At 41.3% G+C, this 18,764-nt stretch carries 20 protein-coding genes; 7 read left to right on the top strand and 13 right to left on the bottom strand.

What is annotated here, in order from left to right; genetic code table 11:
• Positions 1–37: 37 nt before the first annotated feature.
• Positions 38–937 (bottom strand): LysR family transcriptional regulator ArgP, encoded by a 900-nt coding sequence (locus tag AMD27_RS05755; RefSeq protein WP_067657543.1) that lies wholly within the window; start codon positions 935–937, stop codon positions 38–40.
• Between the two features lie 105 nt (positions 938–1,042).
• On the opposite strand from AMD27_RS05755, the gene AMD27_RS05760 reads away from it, so the two are divergent.
• Positions 1,043–1,648 carry a LysE/ArgO family amino acid transporter gene (locus AMD27_RS05760; RefSeq protein WP_067657546.1) on the top strand — a complete coding sequence of 202 codons (606 nt, stop codon included), beginning with the start codon at positions 1,043–1,045 and terminating at the stop codon, positions 1,646–1,648.
• A gap of 172 nt (positions 1,649–1,820) precedes the next feature.
• On the opposite strand, the gene AMD27_RS05765 is transcribed toward AMD27_RS05760, so the two are convergent.
• From AMD27_RS05765 to dapD, 5 genes are all read right to left on the bottom strand, one after another.
• Positions 1,821–2,285, bottom strand: a complete 465-nt coding sequence (locus tag AMD27_RS05765) for a peroxiredoxin (protein ID WP_067657549.1) — start codon at positions 2,283–2,285, stop codon at positions 1,821–1,823.
• 101 nt (positions 2,286–2,386) lie between these two features.
• Positions 2,387–2,797 (bottom strand): hypothetical protein, encoded by a 411-nt coding sequence (locus tag AMD27_RS05770; RefSeq protein ID WP_067657551.1) that lies wholly within the window; start codon positions 2,795–2,797, stop codon positions 2,387–2,389.
• A 16-nt stretch (positions 2,798–2,813) separates the two neighbouring features.
• Positions 2,814–3,482 carry a 7-cyano-7-deazaguanine synthase QueC gene (queC, locus tag AMD27_RS05775; RefSeq protein WP_067657554.1) on the bottom strand — a complete coding sequence of 223 codons (669 nt, stop codon included), beginning with the start codon at positions 3,480–3,482 and terminating at the stop codon, positions 2,814–2,816.
• 162 nt (positions 3,483–3,644) lie between these two features.
• Entirely contained in the window at positions 3,645–4,355 is a 711-nt protein-coding gene (gene queE, locus AMD27_RS05780) for a 7-carboxy-7-deazaguanine synthase QueE (RefSeq protein ID WP_067657557.1), read from the bottom strand.
• A gap of 135 nt (positions 4,356–4,490) precedes the next feature.
• On the bottom strand, positions 4,491–5,312 hold the full coding sequence (dapD, locus tag AMD27_RS05785; RefSeq protein ID WP_067657560.1) for a 2,3,4,5-tetrahydropyridine-2,6-dicarboxylate N-succinyltransferase: 822 nt from the start codon (positions 5,310–5,312) through the stop codon (positions 4,491–4,493).
• A gap of 303 nt (positions 5,313–5,615) precedes the next feature.
• On the opposite strand from dapD, the gene carO reads away from it, so the two are divergent.
• Positions 5,616–6,359, top strand: a complete 744-nt coding sequence (carO, locus tag AMD27_RS05790) for an ornithine uptake porin CarO (protein WP_067657563.1) — start codon at positions 5,616–5,618, stop codon at positions 6,357–6,359.
• Positions 6,360–6,515: 156 nt separating this feature from the next.
• On the opposite strand, the gene AMD27_RS05795 is transcribed toward carO, so the two are convergent.
• The 6 genes from AMD27_RS05795 to AMD27_RS05820 all read right to left on the bottom strand — a co-directional run bounded on the left by AMD27_RS05795 (position 6,516) and on the right by AMD27_RS05820 (position 12,020).
• A complete protein-coding gene (locus AMD27_RS05795; RefSeq protein ID WP_067657566.1) occupies positions 6,516–7,445 on the bottom strand; it encodes a CysB family HTH-type transcriptional regulator in 930 nt (309 codons plus the stop codon).
• Between the two features lie 53 nt (positions 7,446–7,498).
• Positions 7,499–8,560 (bottom strand): sulfate/molybdate ABC transporter ATP-binding protein, encoded by a 1,062-nt coding sequence (locus AMD27_RS05800; protein ID WP_067657569.1) that lies wholly within the window; start codon positions 8,558–8,560, stop codon positions 7,499–7,501.
• 12 nt (positions 8,561–8,572) lie between these two features.
• Positions 8,573–9,463 carry a sulfate ABC transporter permease subunit CysW gene (cysW, locus tag AMD27_RS05805; protein WP_067657572.1) on the bottom strand — a complete coding sequence of 297 codons (891 nt, stop codon included), beginning with the start codon at positions 9,461–9,463 and terminating at the stop codon, positions 8,573–8,575.
• Positions 9,460–10,293, bottom strand: coding sequence for a sulfate ABC transporter permease subunit CysT (gene cysT / locus AMD27_RS05810; protein WP_067657575.1), 834 nt, complete (start codon positions 10,291–10,293; stop codon positions 9,460–9,462). The genes cysW and cysT overlap by 4 nt, the downstream gene beginning before the upstream one ends.
• A gap of 84 nt (positions 10,294–10,377) precedes the next feature.
• A complete protein-coding gene (locus AMD27_RS05815) occupies positions 10,378–10,983 on the bottom strand; it encodes an RBBP9/YdeN family alpha/beta hydrolase (protein ID WP_067657578.1) in 606 nt (201 codons plus the stop codon).
• 26 nt (positions 10,984–11,009) lie between these two features.
• Complete coding sequence (locus tag AMD27_RS05820; protein ID WP_067657580.1) at positions 11,010–12,020, bottom strand: sulfate ABC transporter substrate-binding protein; 1,011 nt, start codon at positions 12,018–12,020, stop codon at positions 11,010–11,012.
• Positions 12,021–12,202: 182 nt separating this feature from the next.
• On the opposite strand from AMD27_RS05820, the gene pabC reads away from it, so the two are divergent.
• The 4 genes from pabC to AMD27_RS05840 all read left to right on the top strand — a co-directional run bounded on the left by pabC (position 12,203) and on the right by AMD27_RS05840 (position 15,208).
• A complete protein-coding gene (gene pabC, locus AMD27_RS05825; RefSeq protein WP_067657583.1) occupies positions 12,203–13,024 on the top strand; it encodes an aminodeoxychorismate lyase in 822 nt (273 codons plus the stop codon).
• The gene (mltG, locus tag AMD27_RS05830) at positions 13,017–14,063 is read left to right on the top strand and encodes an endolytic transglycosylase MltG (protein WP_067657586.1); all 1,047 of its coding nucleotides are present in this window, start codon (positions 13,017–13,019) and stop codon (positions 14,061–14,063) included. Before pabC ends, mltG begins: the two co-directional genes overlap by 8 nt.
• Positions 14,064–14,072: 9 nt before the next feature.
• A complete protein-coding gene (gene tmk / locus AMD27_RS05835) occupies positions 14,073–14,681 on the top strand; it encodes a dTMP kinase (RefSeq protein WP_067657589.1) in 609 nt (202 codons plus the stop codon).
• 110 nt (positions 14,682–14,791) lie between these two features.
• Positions 14,792–15,208, top strand: a complete 417-nt coding sequence (locus AMD27_RS05840; protein WP_067657592.1) for a PaaI family thioesterase — start codon at positions 14,792–14,794, stop codon at positions 15,206–15,208.
• A 151-nt stretch (positions 15,209–15,359) separates the two neighbouring features.
• On the opposite strand, the gene nadB is transcribed toward AMD27_RS05840, so the two are convergent.
• Positions 15,360–17,003, bottom strand: coding sequence for an L-aspartate oxidase (gene nadB, locus AMD27_RS05845; RefSeq protein ID WP_150115754.1), 1,644 nt, complete (start codon positions 17,001–17,003; stop codon positions 15,360–15,362).
• 228 nt (positions 17,004–17,231) lie between these two features.
• Here nadB and AMD27_RS05850 point away from each other — a divergent pair, with 228 nt between their 5' ends.
• Complete coding sequence (locus AMD27_RS05850; RefSeq protein ID WP_067657595.1) at positions 17,232–18,617, top strand: Do family serine endopeptidase; 1,386 nt, start codon at positions 17,232–17,234, stop codon at positions 18,615–18,617.
• The last annotated feature ends 147 nt before the right edge of the window (positions 18,618–18,764 follow it).

The following is an 18,764-nucleotide window of genomic DNA, read 5'->3' on the forward strand; positions in this document are numbered from 1 at the left end:
GATTATATTTGAGCCCTGATTTTGATTCTCAATGTGCTTAGTTTGCCGCATTCATGGCATGTTTGGCTTCACGGCACAGCACTTCAGTCAGCAGTTCAAGTTGTGTTGACTGCTGTTTCCAATGATGCCAATACAACGATAATTCTAATACTGCGTCTTTGATCACTTCGACTAAATCTCCTTGTAACATTGCCTGTCTGGCTTGAAATGCAGGTACCCAGCCAAAACCCAGCCCTGAGAAAATCGCATCATAAAAAGCGCTGTAAGAGGGAATGAGGTGATGCGGATACTGAGTCGGATTAAGACCAAAATGTTGTAAAATAAAGTCGCTATGTAAGCGATCTTTTTCATTAAACATGACGGCAGGTGCCCATCGTAAGCTGTCTCGATGACAGCCTGTTGAGAACCATCTGTTCACAAATTCAGGTGTTGCCAAAAGGTGGTAATGCATCTTGCCCAGTTGTTCCGCAACACAGCCTTTCATTGCATCTGCTTGCGTACTCAGACATGCACTCACTCGACCCGCTTCAAGTAAATGATGTGTTCGAGATTGATCATCGACTTCGACGTGTAAGGTCATCTGATGTTTAAGCAAAGTAGATTGTAGGGTCGGCAACAGCCATGAGGCCAATGAGTCAGCATTGCTTGCAATATTGAGTTGATAAAATCCATTTTCAACGTCTTGTCCGCCCAAATCTTGCATCAAGCTTTGCTGTGAGCGCTTTTGATGCTGTAAATAAGTGAGTAAGGTTTGACCAGCTTTGGTCACTCGACACGGACGATCACGTACCAAGAGTAAATGCCCCAAATATTTTTCTAGGCTTTGCACTCTCAATGTCACCGCAGAAGCAGTGATATTGAGCATCGTTGCCGCCAAATCAAAGCTGCCCGTCTGTGCGACTGCAAAAAATGCATCGGTTTGTTTACTATTGAGCATTGATCTAACTTAATTGTTTTTAGTTAGATTGATATTAACTTAGTTTTAATGAATTAAATCAATATTGATAGATAATTCCATCATTAAAAATAATGGCAATCTGAAATGTTAAACAGTCTCTTAAGTGGATTTGCAATTGGTTTGAGTTTAATTGTGGCTATAGGGGCACAAAATGCTTTTGTGTTGAAGCAAGCTTTAAAGCAGCACTATATATTATGGATTTGTGTGATCTGCGCAGGCTCTGATTCAATCTTAATTCTGTTAGGTGTTGCAGGCTTTGCACAGGTGATCGAGCACTATCCTCATGTGGTTATCGTCTCTAAATATTTAGGGACACTCTTTTTATTGATCTATGGAGCAAAGCATTTCTATAGTGCGTATAGAACGGAGCAGGCAATTTCACTTGATGCAGATTCGCCTTCAAGCCTTCAACGAATTGTGTTGCTTTGTTTGGCCTTTACTTGGTTAAATCCGCATGTTTATTTGGACACTGTTGTGTTGATGGGGTCGATCTCCTCCCAATATGCACCCTATAAATGGTGGTTTGCTTTAGGTGCGGTGATCTCATCTTGGTTGTTCTTTTTTAGTCTATGTTATGGTGCGAAATTCTTGTTGCCTTGGTTTCAAAATCCCAAAGCATGGAGGGTATTGGATATTCTGATTGGAATGATGATGTGGGGCATTGCGTTGTCCTTAGTTTTAAATATCTAAGGACTGTTGAATCTCTAAAAATCGAAATTATGCAGAGCAAAATTTACAAAATCCCCAATTGGGGATTTTAAACGTAATCTTTTTGCGTGGGTGTCTGATCCAGTATTCACGGGCTTTGATAACTAAGCGGTAGTAATTAAGCTATAGTAATTAAGCTATAACCAAGCAGATTTTACTTGCCTTGAAGCATTTTTAAATCTTCCAACACTTGTTCAGCATGTCCTGCCGCTTTGACTTTACGGTACGTTTTGACAAGCGTACCGTTGTGGAAAATAAAGCTTGAGCGTTCAATACCCATCACTTTTTTACCATACATATTCTTTTCTTTGATCACATCAAAATGTTGGCACAGCACTTCTTCTTTATCGCTGATCAAGTTGATGCTTAATGCTTGTTTTTCAGTAAAATTTTGATGTGCTTTGACTGAGTCACGCGATACGCCAAAAATCGTAGTATTTAAGGCATCAAAATGATCTTTTAAACCTGAAAAACTGACAGCCTGTGTGGTACAACCTGGGGTTGAATCTTTAGGGTAGAAATAAAGGATTAACCATTCTGTAGCAACTTCAGTTAAATTCACTTCGCTTGTAGTGGTTAAAAAGCTTTGATTCGGCAAGCTTATTGATTCCGTGGTCATGTATTTCTCCAAAAAAGCAAAAGTGTATCTATAAATATTGATTAGAAGTTTACATAAAAAATGAGCCACATAAAGTGGCTCATGGGCATGACTCAAAACGATTATTTTTTCGCTTGAGCTGCTTTCATTGCTTCTTCAGTTAAAGTTTTTAATTTACCCGTTAACTGAGGACCAAAGCACGCTTGAAGATCTTTATTTTGGTTTTGAACAAAGCTTAAAGTCGCAGGGCTTTTCTTTTGGTTAATGGTACTTTGGATTTCCCATTTTTGCGCATTGGTCAATTTACCATCTGCATCAATTGCACATGAACAGTACTTGCTTACTTCAGCAGCAGATAGTTTTTTGCTTTTTGCAGTTTCTTCCTTACAAACATTAATGAGTGCAGATTTTACATTTGTACTTTTGTAGGCTTGTTGCATTTTGCTTGAATCATTTGCGTGAGAGGCAGTCGCAGCCAATGCAATCGCAGAAACAAATGTAGAAAGAATAATGTTTGATTTTAAATTTTTCATAAAAAGTACCTTGTTATTACGGTATATAACGTGTTGGGTCTTCGATACCTGCGTCCATAAAACCTTGTTTACGTAAACGACAGCTATCGCATGTGCCACAAGCACGTCCTTGGTCATCTGCTTGGTAGCAAGACACCGTTTGACTGTAGTCTACGCCATGTTCTACCCCTAAGCGAATAATATTTGCTTTGGATAATTGTAGTAAAGGTGTTTCAAATTTAAGAGGTTTTCCTTCAACGCCGACTTTGGTTGCTAGGCGCGCCATCTTCTCAAACGCATCAATAAATTCTGGACGACAGTCTGGATATCCTGAATAATCAACCGCATTAATCCCAATCACAATCGCTTCAGCGCCAAAAACTTCAGCCGCTGCAAGTGCATAAGACAAGAAAATGGTGTTACGTGCTGGAACATAAGTTACAGGAATACCGTCTTGTTCATGATCAGGTACATCAATATTGTGATCGGTCAGGGCAGAACCGCCAAGATTGCCCAAATCAATATTAATGACACGATGCTCTATACCAGCCTCATTTGATAATTTACGCGCAGCATCAAGCTCTGTCGTTGAGCGCTGACCGTACATAAAGCTCAGTGCGATACATTCATAACGCGCCTGCGCCCAAGCCAAACACGTGGTTGAGTCTAAACCGCCAGATAACAAGACAATGGCACGAGTGCGCATAACAAATCTCCAAAATATTGATGTATAGATATTTGACTGTAAAAAGCAAATTCAACGATTAAAATGAAAAGGCATAGGCTTGGGAGCGCGTACACCCATTTAGTTTAGATCTGCTTCTCAAGTTGTGTATAGCCAGTTTGCTATACGTGTTGTTAAACGAGATTATCGCCCTGTTTCATCATTCCAGAGCAATTTATGCAACTGTAGCTGGAAACGGACAGGCAGATGGTCTTCTAAAATCCACTGCGCCAAATCACGTGCCAGTGGAGGCAATTTGACTGACGCTTTTTCTACGGCAAAAGCGGGAGAGAACCAGACTGTATTTACTTTTTCGTTTAGTTGAAATTGTTCAACTTGCTGCTTTGACCATTCATAATCTTCACGGTTACAAATCACAAATTTGATTTGATCATGTGTAGTCAAATACTCAAAATTACTCTGCAAATTACGTGTAACTTCACCAGAAGTTGGCGTTTTTAAGTCTAAGACTTTGGATACGCGTGGATCGACTTTAGAGACATCCAACGCCCCACTGGTCTCAAGTGAAACATCAAAGCCTAATTCAATCAAACGATTCATCAACGGAATGGCATTAGGCTGTGCGAGTGGTTCACCACCCGTCACACAAATATATGGGGTTTTAAAGTCGAGTGTTGTTTGAATAATTTGATCTAATGACTGACGCTCACCGCCTTCAAAAGAATAAGTAGTATCGCAGTAAGTACAACGTAAAGGGCAACCCGTCAGACGAATAAATACAGTTGGCAAGCCCGCAGCATCGGCTTCACCTTGCAGTGAATAGAAGATTTCTGTAATGCGTAAACCTGCAGAAGGATCAGAAACAGGAATAGCAGAAGATCGCAAAGTACTCATAACAAAGTTAACCAAATAAAATCAGGAAGATAAAATACAACAGATAGAAAAATAAAATCTCTACGATTAAGACTAACCGTAGAGACGAAGAGCGACTAAAGCTCTGAGGAACATTAAGTTCCGAAAAATCGAGACTTAATCCTCGCGTAGTAAATCGTTCAAGCTTGTTTTAGAACGTGTTTGTGCATCTACTTTTTTCACGATAATGGCAGCATATAAGCTGTAAGTACCGCATTTAGATGGAAGACTACCTGCAACAACGACAGAACCTGCGGGCACGCGGCCATAATGCACTTCGCCCGTTGCGCGGTCATAAATTTTAGTCGATTGACCAATAAATACGCCCATTGAAATTACTGAACCTTCTTCAACAATCACGCCTTCAACGATTTCAGAACGTGCACCAATAAAGCAGTTGTCTTCAATAATTGTTGGGTTCGCTTGAAGTGGCTCAAGTACACCACCAATCCCTACACCACCTGACAAATGAACATTTTTACCAATTTGAGCACATGAACCAACTGTTGCCCAAGTATCAACCATTGTGCCTTCATCGACGTAAGCACCAATGTTGACATACGATGGCATCATGATCACGTTTTTCGCTTGGAAAGAACCCTTACGTGCCACAGCAGGGGGTACCACACGAATTCCAGCTTCTTGGAACTGAGCTTCCGTCCAATGTGCAAATTTAGTTTCAACTTTATCGTAAAAACGAAGATCGCCTGACTCAACAGGTTTGTTGTCATTTAATTTAAAAGATAACAATACCGCTTTTTTAAGCCATTGATGAACAACCCACTCGCCATCAATTTTTTCAGCAACACGAAGTGTTCCGTTATCTAAGCCTGAAATAGCTTGTTCAACTGCTTGACGAATTTCAGCTGAGCAGTCTGCTGCAGTAAAATTTGCACGGTCTTCAAACGCTTGTTCAATGATTGTCGAAAGCTGAGACATGATCTTCCATTTCCAAAAAAAATTTTAAAGATTCTACACCAAATTGACACTGATTTAGATAAAAAAACACATTGTGATAGAAAATACTGATGCTAAATTTTCGATCAAAATATATAACGGTGCAGGGTGGTTGTTTATTAATCATAAAACTAATAAAAAACAATAACTAATACCTAATTGTATCAAAAAATAACAAAAAATAATCAATTTGTGTATTAATCGCGCGTGCGTTATCAATTATGATGTGCCGAGTCTGAACACATTAACGATTAAAGAACAACTCATTTTCTTGAGGAGAAAAAAATGAAAATGTTAAAATTACTTGCAGTCACTGCGGCATTAACAACATCAGGTTTGGCTATGGCTGAAACTCAAGTTGTGCATAGCGGCAACGTATTTGAAGCTAACCAATTGATCCCAACTGGCGTTCGTGCTGAAGTGGGTACTACAGGTTACGGCGGTGCTTTACTTTGGACTGCAAACCCTTATGTCGGTTTGGCACTGGGTTATAACGGTGGGGATATCTCTTGGTCTGATGATTTGTCGATCGATGGCACTAAATATGATATGGAAATGGATAACAGCGTTGGTTATTTAAATGCTGAAATCCGTCCTTGGGGTGCAAGCAATAACGTATGGGCTCAAGGTTTGTATGTAGCGGCTGGTGTTGGTTATGTTGATACTGAATATGATTTAGAGAAGCGTCTATCTAACTCTAATGATGTAATCAAAATTAATGGTAAAAACTATAATGCTCCAACTGGTCAAGGTTCTATCAGTGGCAAAATGTCAAATGATAATGACTTTGCTCCATACGTAGGTCTTGGTTTTGCACCGAAGATCAACAAAAATTGGGGTGTGTTCGGTGAAGTCGGTGCTTACTATACAGGTAACCCTACAGCGAGTATCCAATCTGTTGGTTTAGCTGAGGTTGGCGGTACTGCAACTGGTCAAGATGCTGCAGACGATCTTAAATACAAATTAGAAAACAAAGACAAATATGAATGGTTGCCAGTCGGTAAAGTCGGCGTAAGCTTCCATTTCTAATCATCAATATATGATTTAAATTAAAACGAGCTTCGGCTCGTTTTTTTATTGCATTTAATATTTCGTTTTTAATGATTGAGATAACACTTCATTTTGCATTAATCAGATACAAAAAAAGAGGACTTAATGTCCTCTAATTTTATGTGGCATTAAAGTTTAATCATTTGGATAAGCGATTTTCTTGAGCGCTTTAATATCAGCACTTGGTGCGCAGAGTGATACAAATTCGTAACCATAGCCGCGCAGTAAATGCCCTTTGCGTACAGCAATCCATGTGGTGTTGACTCCAAACAGATCAGTATCGATTTGTTTAAGGCGATGGTCACGTTCGGTATCATAGGCAACGTCGTTGACAATGCCGACCCCCATACCCAGTTCAACATAAGTCTTGATCACATCTGCATCGAGCGCCGACATCACCAGATCTACATCCAGCTGTGCCTCTTCAAAAGCTTTGTCAATTTTAGAGCGTCCTGTGAAGCCGCCGTGATAGGTAATGATAGGGTGTTCAGCCAAACGCTCTAAAGTGATCTCACGCGGCGGAATTTGCGTCAGGGGATGACCTTGCGGTGTAATAATGCTGTGTTTCCAGTTGTAAAACGGAACACTCGCTAAATTGTCTTCAGTGGTAAGTGACTCAGTCGCAATACCAATATCGGCATCACCCATGAGCAGCATTTCGGAAATTTCGACAGGACTGGCTTGTTGCAAAATCAGATGTACTTTGGGAAATAATTTTTTAAAAGAATTGACGATGGGCGGCAGCACGTAACGCGCCTGTGTATGTGTCGTTGCAATGGTCAATGTGCCTTCATCGACTTTATTAAAGTCGTCTGCAAGTCGTTTGATATTATCTGCATCGACCAACATGCGTTCTACAATGCCAAGTAGTGACTGTCCCGGCTCAGTTAGACCCAATAGGCGTTTGCCTTTACGAATAAAAAGCTGAACCCCTAACTCATCTTCTAAATCTTTGATATGTTTACTTACACCCGATTGTGAGGTGTATAAGGCTGCTGAAGCTTCAGTTAAATTAAAATTCTGTCTAACGGTTTCACGAATAATTCTTAATTGTTGGAAATTCATAATTATATTGACCTTATAAAGGGATGGAGCATATCAGCCCCATCAGATGTTCCTTAAGCGACTTGATTTGCGAACAAATGCAAACTAGAAGGGCTTAACCAAACGGTTTGATTGGGTCTAAATTGATGTAATTTAGCTTCATCTGGTGTAAGCAGGATTTCAATTAAATTGCCTTGACGGCTTTGTAGTTCAGCAACCACTTTCCCTGCAATCCATACTTCACGCATAAAGGTTGCTTGAAAAGCATTGTCAGTGGGCTGGGCATGAATGCGCAGCTCATCTGGGCGAACAAAGGCAATTACTTCGCCTTGAGGCGCATCTTTTGCCAACGGCACTTGAATGCGATCCTCACCAATTTGAATCACTCCATTGCTGTTTTGACCCTCAAAACGATTGGCTTGACCCAAGAAATCAAAGACAAATGGTGTTGCCGGTTTTTCATATACTTCACGCGGGGAACCAATTTGCTCCACATTTCCTTTGTTCATGACAATGATTTGATCGGCTACTTCTAAAGCTTCTTCTTGGTCATGGGTCACAAAAATAGAGGTAATATGTAATTCGTCATGTAGAGTACGCAACCAACGGCGCAGTTCTTTACGTACTTTGGCATCGAGTGCACCAAATGGTTCATCCAGCAACAATACACGAGGTTCTACTGCTAAGGCACGTGCTAGCGCAATACGTTGACGCTGACCACCTGAGAGCTGTGCAGGATAGCGATCTGCCAAGAAACCCAGTTGCACCAAATCGAGTAAACGCATGACACGTTTTTTAATTTCAGATTCGTTTGGGCGTGTTGCACGTGGGCGTACACGTAAACCAAAGGCAATATTGTCAAAAACTGTCATATGACGGAACAACGCATAATGCTGGAATACAAATCCCACTTGGCGTTCACGCACATGCACATTGGTGGAGTCTTCACCTTCTAAGATGACTTGACCGCCATCTGCAGACTCTAAACCCGCAATAATACGAAGTAGGGTGGTTTTACCGCAGCCAGAAGGGCCGAGTAATGCCACCAATTGACCATCTGGAAAATCTAGTGAAATGTTATTTAGTGCATGGAAAGCACCAAAGTGTTTTTCAATATTTTTGACTTGAATACTCATTGGGTGTTTCCTTTAAACTGTTGAATCTTCATTGCGTTTATTTTGGTTCTCTTGACGAATTTCGACCCATGTTTTTAGAATCAAGGTCACAATCGCAAGCAGTGCCAAGAGAGAAGAAACCGCAAATGCCGCACTAAATGTATATTCGTTATATAGAATTTCGACATGCAGTGGCAAGGTATTGGTTTCACCGCGGATATGACCTGAAACCACAGATACCGCACCGAACTCACCCATTGCACGGGCATTACATAGAATCACACCGTAAATTAGACCCCATTTAATATTGGGCAGGGTGATTTTCCAAAAGGTCTGCCAGCCTGATGCGCCCAGTACAATTGCAGCTTCTTCTTCCTCTGTGCCTTGTGCTTCCATTAATGGAATAAGTTCACGCGCGACAAAAGGTACAGTGATGAAAATCGTTGCCAGTACAATTGCAGGCACGGCGTAAAGAATCTTAATGTCATGGTCCATGAGCCAACCGCCGAACCAGCCTTGCGCACCAAACATGAGTACCAGCATTAGACCGGCAATCACAGGCGATACCGAAAATGGCATGTCAATGATGGTGGTCAGAAGTGATTTACCACGAAAGTTAAATTTCGCAACAGACCATGCTGCTGCGACACCAAACACCACGTTTAATGGAACAGCAATCACAGCCGTTAATAGCGTTAGTTTGACCGCAGATAAGGTGTCTGGGTGAACCAAGGCTTGGGCATAAACCCCAACACCTTGCTTAAAGGCTTCCACAAAGACCAAAATCAAAGGCAAAATTAAGCAGCTCAAGAAGAAGATCATGGCAATGATAATCAAGGTATGACGTACCCATGTGGGTTCACGTGTCGCATCTCTAGACTGGAGTTTTAAAGCTAAAGCGTTGCTGTTGCTATTTAAGCTCATTGTGCAGTTCTCCCTGTACGATGGCTTGCCCAAGCTTGTAATAAGTTAATTAAGAATAAAATGAAGAAGGAAAGTACCAACATCACCACCGCAATGGTGGTTGCACCCGCATAGTCATATTCTTCTAAACGGGAAATAATCATCAGCGGTGCAATTTCAGTCTCAAAAGGTTGGTTACCCGCAATAAAGATCACTGAGCCATATTCACCTACACCACGGGCAAATGCGAGCGCAAAGCCAGTGATCAGTGCAGGAAGAAGAATGGGTAAAATCACTTTAGTGATAATTTGAAAACGGTTCGCACCCAGTGCTGCAGCGGCTTCTTCAAGTTCCATTTCCAGATCACTCAGTACAGGTTGAACCGTGCGCACCACAAAAGGTAAACCAATAAAAATCAAGGCAAGGGTAATACCAATGGGGGTATAAGCTACTTTAATCCCAATGGGCTCTAAGTACTGACCGATCCAACCTGTTGGGGCATATAAAGAAGTCAGCGCAATACCAGCAACCGCCGTTGGAAGTGCAAAGGGTAAATCTACCAAAGCATCGACGATACGTTTACCAGGGAAACTATAACGTACCAAGCACCACGCCAGTAATAAACCAAATACCACATTCACCAAAGCCGCAATGAGTGCAGCACTAAAGCTCAGTTGTAAAGATTTTAAAATACGCTCTGAGCTTAGAATTTCCCATAAACCATCCCAGCCAATACCCAGCGACTTGATAAAAACCGCAGAGAGGGGAATAAGTACAATTAACGATAGATACGCTAGGGTAAAGCCTAGAGAAAGACCAAAACCTGGCAGCACTCGGGATCGCTGCGACATGACTGCTCCTCAAAAGAGAGAAAGCTTACTGAAAGCAGTAAGCATGTAAATTTAAAAAGTTACGCCAAGAATAAAAGGCATCCCTTAAATTGCAAATGTGTAATACAACTTGGCGTCATCAGTATTGCTTATATAGCGATGATTCTGTTCAGCAATCAAGTAATCATAAATTTCAGGAAAAGGTCCAAAACCAGAATCAACATTAATATGACCAACTTGACCCAAGTTAATGGGTTGAATATTCCATGCTTGAGCAAGTGTGTTGGCATCTTCAAAACTCAACCAAGGATCATTTTCACTGATGATCATATGGGTCGGAATGTTCAATTTGATACTGTGAAAAAAATCTGCGTAATTGCCAATGCTGTCACGCGCAAAACCATTTTCACCAAAACGACTTGGATTTGCAGGGGCCACCAGAATCAGGTTTTTAATTTTTTTTGCCAACTCGGGGTGTTGGTGTATGGCAGCAACTGTTGTTAAACAGCCAAAGCTGTGTGCAACCACCTGAATAGAGCCTTCAATTTTTGAAATGGAAGTAACGAAATTTTCAATCCATTTCTGTAATAGTGGTTTATTCCAGTCCTGTTGTTGCACACGTGAGCACGACAATAACTGACGTTGTAACCAAGACTGCCAATGGTTTTGATCGCTACCACCTACACCTGGGACAATAATCGTATGCATCAGACGTGCTCCTGTATCAAGTGATCAAATTACTTTGCGCTGTTCGCTTTGGTAATTTGATCGAATATGCCGTTGTTTTCAAAATGTTGTTTTTGGGCCTTGGTCCAGCCACCAAATTCACGATCAATGGTAATGAGTTTCAGTGGTTTAAATGTAGAACTATATTTTTTTAAAACATTAGCATCACGTGGACGATAAAAGTTTTTTGCAGCAATGTTTTGACCTTTAGCTGAATAAAGGAAGTTCAAATATCCTTGTGCGAGTTGTTTATTGCCAGATTTTTCTGCATTCTTTTCAACAATTGCGACAGGTGGCTCGGCCAAGATAGACAAAGAAGGCGTCACAATTTCAAATTTACCAGGCTGCTCACGCAGTGCAAGATATGCCTCATTTTCCCAAGCCAATAACACATCACCAATACCACGTTCGGCAAAGGTTGTGGTTGAACCGCGTGCACCAGAATCTAAAACTTTGGTTTGCTTATAAATTTTGCGGACGAATTCTTGTGCTTTAGCATCATTGCCGCCTGGTTGGTGTTTTGCCCATGCCCACGCCGCTAAATAATTCCAGCGCGCTCCGCCTGAGGTTTTAGGGTTAGGTGTAATGATTTCCACACCAGGTTTAATTAAGTCACCCCAATCTTTAATTTTTTTAGGGTTATCTTTACGCACTAAAAAGACAATGGTCGAGGTATAGGGTGTCGCATTATGCGGGAATTTCTTTTGCCAATTTTTTGGAAGCAAATTGGTTTTTTCTGCGATCGCATCAATATCAGCAGCCAAAGCCAGCGTGACTACATCTGCATTTAGGCCATCAATTACGGCGCGGGCCTGTTTACCTGAACCCCCATGCGATTGACGGAAATTAATGTCCTGACCTGTACGAGACTTCCAATAGGCGCCAAATTCTTTGTTAACTTCAGTATAAAGTTCACGGGTAGGATCATAAGACACGTTAAGGAAGTCACGTGCGGCGCTGGTCAGAGATGACGCTGAAACTAAAGCAACAAGTAATCCGAGTTTTAATTTTGATAATCGCATGTATATAATCCCCAAAGGTTATATGATTTAAGTAATGTAAATAAGTGAATATGTGTGCAGAATAGCGGTTCTCTTTATCCATAAAAAATAATAAAAAACGAATTTTATATGAATAAATGAGATAAGTGGCTGTAACTATATTTCTCGATTATGTGTCGCGATTTGAAAGGGCTTGGACTGATATGTTGTGTTTTAAAAATGCTGATCTGGTCAAAAACCTATCGCTGTTGGATCGGGCTTTTCATTATGGTGATGGCTGTTTTAGCACGGCACGAATGCATGACAATACATTTGAATTAAAAGCGCGACATTTTGCGCGCTTGGCATTTGCCGCCAAACGTTTACTGTTAAATGTAGACTTAGATTTGATTGAACAAAGTGTTCGTCGTATTCAGCAGCAACACAATCCGATGAATGGCACCTTAAAAATTATGATCAGCCGAGGCGAGGGCAATCGTGGCTATGCTTTGCCCGATCATCCAGCCGATATTTATGTGATTTTCTATCCGCAAACAATAACTGATTTCCAATTTGAGACGATCTCAAGTGGGGTGCTCAATACCGCGATGGGGTTATCCATGCCGCAACTGGTTGGGATTAAGAGCTTGAACCGTCTAGAACAAGTGTTGCTTAAAAAAGAAGCACAGGATAAAGCCTGGCTTGAAGCTTTGGTTACAGATGTGCAAGGCGGTATCGTTGAAGGAGTGAGCAGTAATTGTTTTATTAGAATAAACAATACATGGATTACACCAGAACTTCGTTATAATGGCGTGCATGGCGTGATGCGTGCTGAAATTCTGAGTCGCATGCAGAAACAGCAAATTGTATGTGAACAGCGATATGTTGATATGGGCGAAATTTCGACCTTTCAAAGTTTATTTTTTTGCAACGCATTGAATCCGATGAAAGCGGTAACGGATTTAAATGCATTGCCTTTAGATGTTCAACCTTGTTTTGAACTATTCCAAACTCTTCAATTGAATCAAATGTCTGAATATGCCTAGTCCTAAAACAAACAACAATAAACAATCGACGTTTAAAACCAAGCTCAAAGGGCTGTTGGTGATGATCGTTGGACTTTTACTGATCCTATTTTTTGTGCTGTGGTCGAGTTTGTTTAAAAATTATCCAGTCGATGGTCAAAAACAAATGCTGGCCATTGGCAGTGGTGACACCTATTCAGGCTTTATTGATCGTTTAGCCAAGGATGATCAGGTGAACTTTCCCATTGTGTTAAAGCTTTATCATCGCGTGATGATTCATGACACCATGAAAGCCGGCGTCTACGAAGTCACCCAAGGTATGAGCATTCGCCAAGTGCTGAATATGTTGTCTGACGCAGATAATGCGCAAATGAACCGAATTTTGGTGATTGAAGGCACGACCTTTAAACAATTGATTGAGGCACTTAAAAAAGATGAGTTGGTGACGAAAGAAGTTTCACATCTACCTTATCCTGAATTGCTGAAAGCGCTGAATATTCCTTATGATCATCCGGAAGGGTTATTTTCACCAGACACTTATTTTTTTGCCAAAGGTGAAACGGATCGTAAAATTTTATCTGATCTGTATCAGCGTCAAATAAAAGCGCTTGATGACGCTTGGGCCAAGCGTGCCTCAGATTTACCTTATCAAAATAAATATGAAGCCTTGATTATGGCCTCGATTATTGAAAAAGAAACCAGTGTCGATCGTGAGCTTGAACAAGTCTCAGGTGTTTTTGTGCGCCGTTTGAAAATGGGCATGCGTTTGCAAACCGATCCAACTGTGATCTATGGAATGGGCGATGCTTATAAAGGCAATATTACGCGTCAAGATTTGCGTACACCAACAGCCTATAACACCTATACCATCAGTGGTTTACCACCAACGCCAATTGCACTGCCAAGCTCAAAAGCCATTGAAGCTGCGATGCATCCGGACAGCTCAAACCATATTTACTTTGTGGCAACAGGTAATGGTGGGCATAAATTCAGTAGTAATCTGCAAGATCATAATCGTGCTGTTCAAGAATATCTGTCCGTCATCCGTGCTAAAAATTAAGGAGTCAGCATGTTTATTAGTTTTGAAGGCACGGAAGGTGTAGGCAAAACCACCTTAATTCGTAAAATGTTTGAACATTTTCAAGCCAGCGGTCGTGAAGTGGTGTTAACCCGAGAACCGGGAGGGACGCCCATGGCTGAGCAAATTCGCTCACTGTTGTTATCGGTGAATCATGAAGAAAGCATGAGTCATGATACTGAGCTACTTCTTATGTATGCAGCACGTGCGCAACATTTACAGCAAGTGATTATGCCCGCTGTAGCGGCAGGTAAAATTGTACTCTGTGACCGTTTTAGTGATTCAAGCTTTGCTTACCAATGTGCGGGTCGGGGTTTAAGCCGTAATAAACTCAAATTATTAAATGATCACTTTGTTGAAAAAATGCCCGATATTAGCTTTTGGTTAGATGCACCCATAGAACTCGGTATGACGCGTGCGCGTGAGCGTGGTGCACTAGATCGTTTTGAACAAGAAAAGCTGAGCTTTTTTGAAAAGGTCCGATCCGGCTTTGCTGAAATTCATCAGTATGAACCCAACCGTATGAAGCGCTTGGATGCAACCCAAACCCCTGAGCACGTTTTTGCAGATGCACTGTCTGAGCTGAGCAAACTATCTTAAACCATCCATAATTTGGGTCTTTTGCATAACAATGGTCTTTTAAATCACTGTTCATTTTTATGAAATCCCTTATATTAAAAGATATCAGGGATTTTTTATTGTGAAGGATTATGCAAAGTACTCAAGATGAGATTATCGAATTTTTACAACGTGAATTTCCACAGAGCTTAGAAAAATGTGAAATCGAATCTGTGGTGGAGGCTGGTGCAAGCATCATCTATCACATCGATGCACAAGATCTTAGACCGGGGGGTACAGTCTCTGGCCCGACCATGATGACCGCAGCCGATTATGCACTCTACGTGGCGATTCTCGGTGAAATAGGAATTGTGGGGCTGACGGTGACGACCCATTTAAATGTTAATTTTTTGCGAAAACCTGCCGCTGGGCAAGATATTCGCGCTGTTTGTAAATTAATAAAAGTGGGCAGAACTTTGGTGGTCGGAGAGGTTTATCTGTATTCTATCGGTTTAGAGGAACCGATTGCTCATGTGACAGGAACCTATTCAATTCCGCCTAAACGATAAGCATCCACAATGAAGCGCAAGCTGAGGCATGATCTTTGGGTTTGCAGGCTGTTATGACCTTATCAACGAATCTGTAGTTTATAAAAGAGTCTATAAAAAGCGTGAATTAAAATTCACGCTTTTCAGAAGAAGTTAAGAACTAAACTAAGCACTAAGCAGGTTCATTGATCGCACTATTCTTCAATTCAAAGTTGGGCGGCATCAAGATGGTTTTGTGAAGCTGATCAGACATTTCTGGATAATCCAAGCTGTAATGTAATCCACGAGATTCTTTACGCTGCATGGCACAGCGCACAATCATTTCAGACACCAAGACGAGGTTTCTCAGCTCAATCAAGTTTTTAGAAACATGGTAATCGTTATAGTACTCTGCGATTTCATTTTTGAGCATTTCAATCCGATGCAAAGCGCGTTCTAAGCGTTTGGTTGTACGCACAATGCCCACATAATTCCACATGGTTTGGCGAAGTTCATCCCAGTTTTGTAAAATCACCACATCTTCATCGGCATTGGTGACTTGGGAGGTATCCCAATGTGGAACGACAGGCAATTGAACATGTTGATGATGCTCAGATTGAATATGTTTCGCTGCAGCTAAACCATAGACAAAGCACTCCAAAAGTGAGTTGCTTGCCATGCGGTTTGCGCCGTGTAAGCCTGTATAAGCGGTTTCACCAATGGCATATAGTCCCGAAAGATCTGTTTGACTATGTGGATCAACCATCACACCGCCACAGGTGTAATGTGCAGCAGGCACAACTGGAATCATTTCTTTGCAAATATCGATGCCTAAGTCTAAAAGACGTGCATGTAATGTCGGGAAATGTTCAATGATAAAGCTTTCAGGTTTATGAGTGATATCCAACCAGACATGACGTATACCCAAACGCTTGATTTCAAAATCGATTGCTCGTGCTACCACATCACGCGGAGCAAGTTCCGCACGCTCATCAAAGCGGAGCATAAAGCGTTCGCCGTCAGGCAGACGCAAATATGCACCTTCACCACGCATCGCTTCTGTAATTAAAAATGATCTTGCCTGTGGGTGATACAAACAGGTGGGATGGAATTGATTAAATTCCATATTGGCAACACGGCAACCTGCACGATACGCCATCGCAATCCCATCGCCCGTGGCAATATCAGGATTTGAAGTATACAAATAGGCTTTCATGGCACCGCCACAGGCCAGTGCGGTAAAGGGGGCTAAAAAGGTATGTACTTGCTCTGTTTTCTCATTAAGTGCATAGAGTCCCCAAGCTCGATTTTGATCTGTGTCCAAACCTAATTTTTGAGAAGTAATTAAATCAATCGCGATAAAATTTTCAAAAATTTGAATATTCTCTTTCGCCATGGCTTTCTCTACTAAGGTTGTAGAAATGGCTTTACCTGTTGCATCTGCGGCATGGATAATTCTTCGCTTGGAATGTCCACCTTCACGGGTCAGATGTAAATTTTGATCCTCATCTAAGGTGAATTGCACCCCTTGACCCAGTAGGAAGTCGACCGCGGCTTTGCCTCCTTCAACAGTCTGCTGTACCGCTTGAGTTTCACATAAAAATGCACCCGCAATTAAGGTGTCTTCAATATGCTGTTGAATCGAATCGGATTCATGCAGTACCGCAGCCACACCGCCTTGCGCAAAGTAAGTGCTGGCATCATTGAGATGTGATTTCGCCAAAAGCGCAATCTTAAAATGATCCGGTAAGGAAAGTGCCAAAGTAAGACCTGCACCACCGCTTCCTACAATAATCACATCAAAATTTTGCGCGTTAATAAAATTAGACATTTCCATTCGCTAATTGAATTAAAAAAAGTGGCTTTATCAGACGCTTTTTTAGATAAAATTACAATAGTGTCAATTCTAAAATTTTAATGAAAATGGTGAATATAGAACGGTTTAAGGGAAAATTAAGTAAACTATTGTTTTTCATAAATTAAGTAACATTTTTTTACGCAAACTATATATTGATTGTGCTAAATATAATTTTATCGAAAATCATAAGATGTGAGTTTGTCTGAGATGAATAAAAACCTGATACAAAAAAGCGTGTTTGCAATCGTATTTACCGTAGCGGTTCAGACGCAAGCGGCATCGGCTGTGGATTTCTCAAATTTGGTCGAACAAGTCAGTCCGGGCGTGGTAAGTGTCAATGTGGTCAAAAAAATGACCCAAGAAGAACTTCTGCAACAACAAGTGCCGGAAATTTTAAAACGCTTTTTTGGTAATCAGATCATTATTCCTCAGCAGCGCGCCCCGCAAGAAAAGACGGCATTCGGGAGTGCATTTTTTATTACCAAAGATGGTTACTTGCTCACCAACCACCATGTGGTTGAAGATGCTTCCGAAGTGACGATCATGCTGAATGATCGCCGTGAAATTGATGCCAAAGTTATCGGGAGTGATGAACGTACCGATGTGGCCTTGCTCAAAGTTGAAGGTCAAAATTTCCCTGCATTAAGCACAGGCAATATGGATCAGTTGAAAGTGGGTCAGCCTGTCCTTGCAATTGGTTCACCCTTTGGTTTTGATTATTCTGCCTCCGCGGGCATTGTCAGTGCCAAGTCAAGAAATATGTTGGGTGAAACGTCTGTGCCCTTTATTCAGACAGATGTGGCTTTAAATCCCGGCAACTCAGGTGGACCTTTGTTTAATCAGCAAGGTCAAGTCATTGGGGTAAACTCTCGTATCTTTAGTGGAACGGGTGGCTATATGGGCTTGTCATTTTCCATTCCGATTGATGTCGCAATGGATGTAGCCGATCAGTTGAAGAAAAATGGTAAAGTCACGCGCTCTTATTTGGGGGTGATGTTGCAAGATATTGATCGTAACTTGGCAGAAGCGTATAAATTACCTAAACCAGAAGGCTCATTGATTACCCAAATTGCACCCAATTCACCAGCGGAAAAAGCGGGCTTTAAAGCAGGTGATGTGATTTTAAAATATAACGGTACACCGATTTCCAGAACCTCAGATTTGTTAAACTATTTAAACCGAACTACGCCAAATCAAACGATTCAGCTTGAAGTTTTACGTGATGATAAAGCACGTGTGATTTCTTCGACTTTAACGACTGCACCAGACGATACCCCAGCGAAAGCAAATAAAACAGTAGAAAAAGCACAGCGTGGCCCAGTGCTCGGTGTTGCAATTCGTGGACTTTCTGAAGCGGAAAAAACTCGATTTGAGATTAGAGGTGGAGTTCTTATTCAGAGTGTAACTCCAGGTGGCTTAGCTGCACAATCACGTATTCAAGCGGGTGATGTGGTGACGCAAATTAATGGCAAAACTATCCTTACACCGAATGATTTTATCGAACAGGTATCCAATTTGAAAAATAATACAGTAGCGCGTGTTGGTATCGTTCGAGATGGACGTAATGCTGTTGTGGGATTACGCATTCGTTAATCGTTATTAGATAATAAGTTAAGGCCCTAGCATTCATGTTCAGCACATTTTGCAGACCGAATGCTTGAGCCATTCTTAAAACCACTTATTTTCGAGTGGCTTTTTTTGTTTTTGTGATTTCTTTAAGGTACAGGCTTTGCTAGATTG

This window comes from Acinetobacter sp. TGL-Y2, assembly GCF_001612555.1.
In the GTDB taxonomy this organism is placed as follows: Bacteria; Pseudomonadota; Gammaproteobacteria; order Pseudomonadales; family Moraxellaceae; genus Acinetobacter.

What these genes read in the sequence shown, in the direction of transcription:
- cysT (WP_067657575.1), bottom strand. Translation starts at nt 10,293, where the DNA reads ATGTCGCAGCGATCCCGAGTGCTGCCAGGTTTTGGTCTTTCTCTAGGC.
- AMD27_RS05770 (WP_067657551.1), bottom strand. Translation starts at nt 2,797, where the DNA reads ATGAAAAATTTAAAATCAAACATTATTCTTTCTACATTTGTTTCTGCG.
- AMD27_RS05840 (WP_067657592.1), top strand. Translation starts at nt 14,792, where the DNA reads ATGCAAAGTACTCAAGATGAGATTATCGAATTTTTACAACGTGAATTT.
- AMD27_RS05795 (WP_067657566.1), bottom strand. Translation starts at nt 7,445, where the DNA reads ATGAATTTCCAACAATTAAGAATTATTCGTGAAACCGTTAGACAGAAT.
- AMD27_RS05755 (WP_067657543.1), bottom strand. Translation starts at nt 937, where the DNA reads ATGCTCAATAGTAAACAAACCGATGCATTTTTTGCAGTCGCACAGACG.
- AMD27_RS05765 (WP_067657549.1), bottom strand. Translation starts at nt 2,285, where the DNA reads ATGACCACGGAATCAATAAGCTTGCCGAATCAAAGCTTTTTAACCACT.
- AMD27_RS05850 (WP_067657595.1), top strand. Translation starts at nt 17,232, where the DNA reads ATGAATAAAAACCTGATACAAAAAAGCGTGTTTGCAATCGTATTTACC.
- AMD27_RS05800 (WP_067657569.1), bottom strand. Translation starts at nt 8,560, where the DNA reads ATGAGTATTCAAGTCAAAAATATTGAAAAACACTTTGGTGCTTTCCAT.
- nadB (WP_150115754.1), bottom strand. Translation starts at nt 17,003, where the DNA reads ATGGAAATGTCTAATTTTATTAACGCGCAAAATTTTGATGTGATTATT.
- queE (WP_067657557.1), bottom strand. Translation starts at nt 4,355, where the DNA reads ATGAGTACTTTGCGATCTTCTGCTATTCCTGTTTCTGATCCTTCTGCA.
- carO (WP_067657563.1), top strand. Translation starts at nt 5,616, where the DNA reads ATGAAAATGTTAAAATTACTTGCAGTCACTGCGGCATTAACAACATCA.
- pabC (WP_067657583.1), top strand. Translation starts at nt 12,203, where the DNA reads ATGTTGTGTTTTAAAAATGCTGATCTGGTCAAAAACCTATCGCTGTTG.
- cysW (WP_067657572.1), bottom strand. Translation starts at nt 9,463, where the DNA reads ATGAGCTTAAATAGCAACAGCAACGCTTTAGCTTTAAAACTCCAGTCT.
- AMD27_RS05820 (WP_067657580.1), bottom strand. Translation starts at nt 12,020, where the DNA reads ATGCGATTATCAAAATTAAAACTCGGATTACTTGTTGCTTTAGTTTCA.
- AMD27_RS05760 (WP_067657546.1), top strand. Translation starts at nt 1,043, where the DNA reads ATGTTAAACAGTCTCTTAAGTGGATTTGCAATTGGTTTGAGTTTAATT.
- queC (WP_067657554.1), bottom strand. Translation starts at nt 3,482, where the DNA reads ATGCGCACTCGTGCCATTGTCTTGTTATCTGGCGGTTTAGACTCAACC.
- dapD (WP_067657560.1), bottom strand. Translation starts at nt 5,312, where the DNA reads ATGTCTCAGCTTTCGACAATCATTGAACAAGCGTTTGAAGACCGTGCA.
- mltG (WP_067657586.1), top strand. Translation starts at nt 13,017, where the DNA reads ATGCCTAGTCCTAAAACAAACAACAATAAACAATCGACGTTTAAAACC.
- tmk (WP_067657589.1), top strand. Translation starts at nt 14,073, where the DNA reads ATGTTTATTAGTTTTGAAGGCACGGAAGGTGTAGGCAAAACCACCTTA.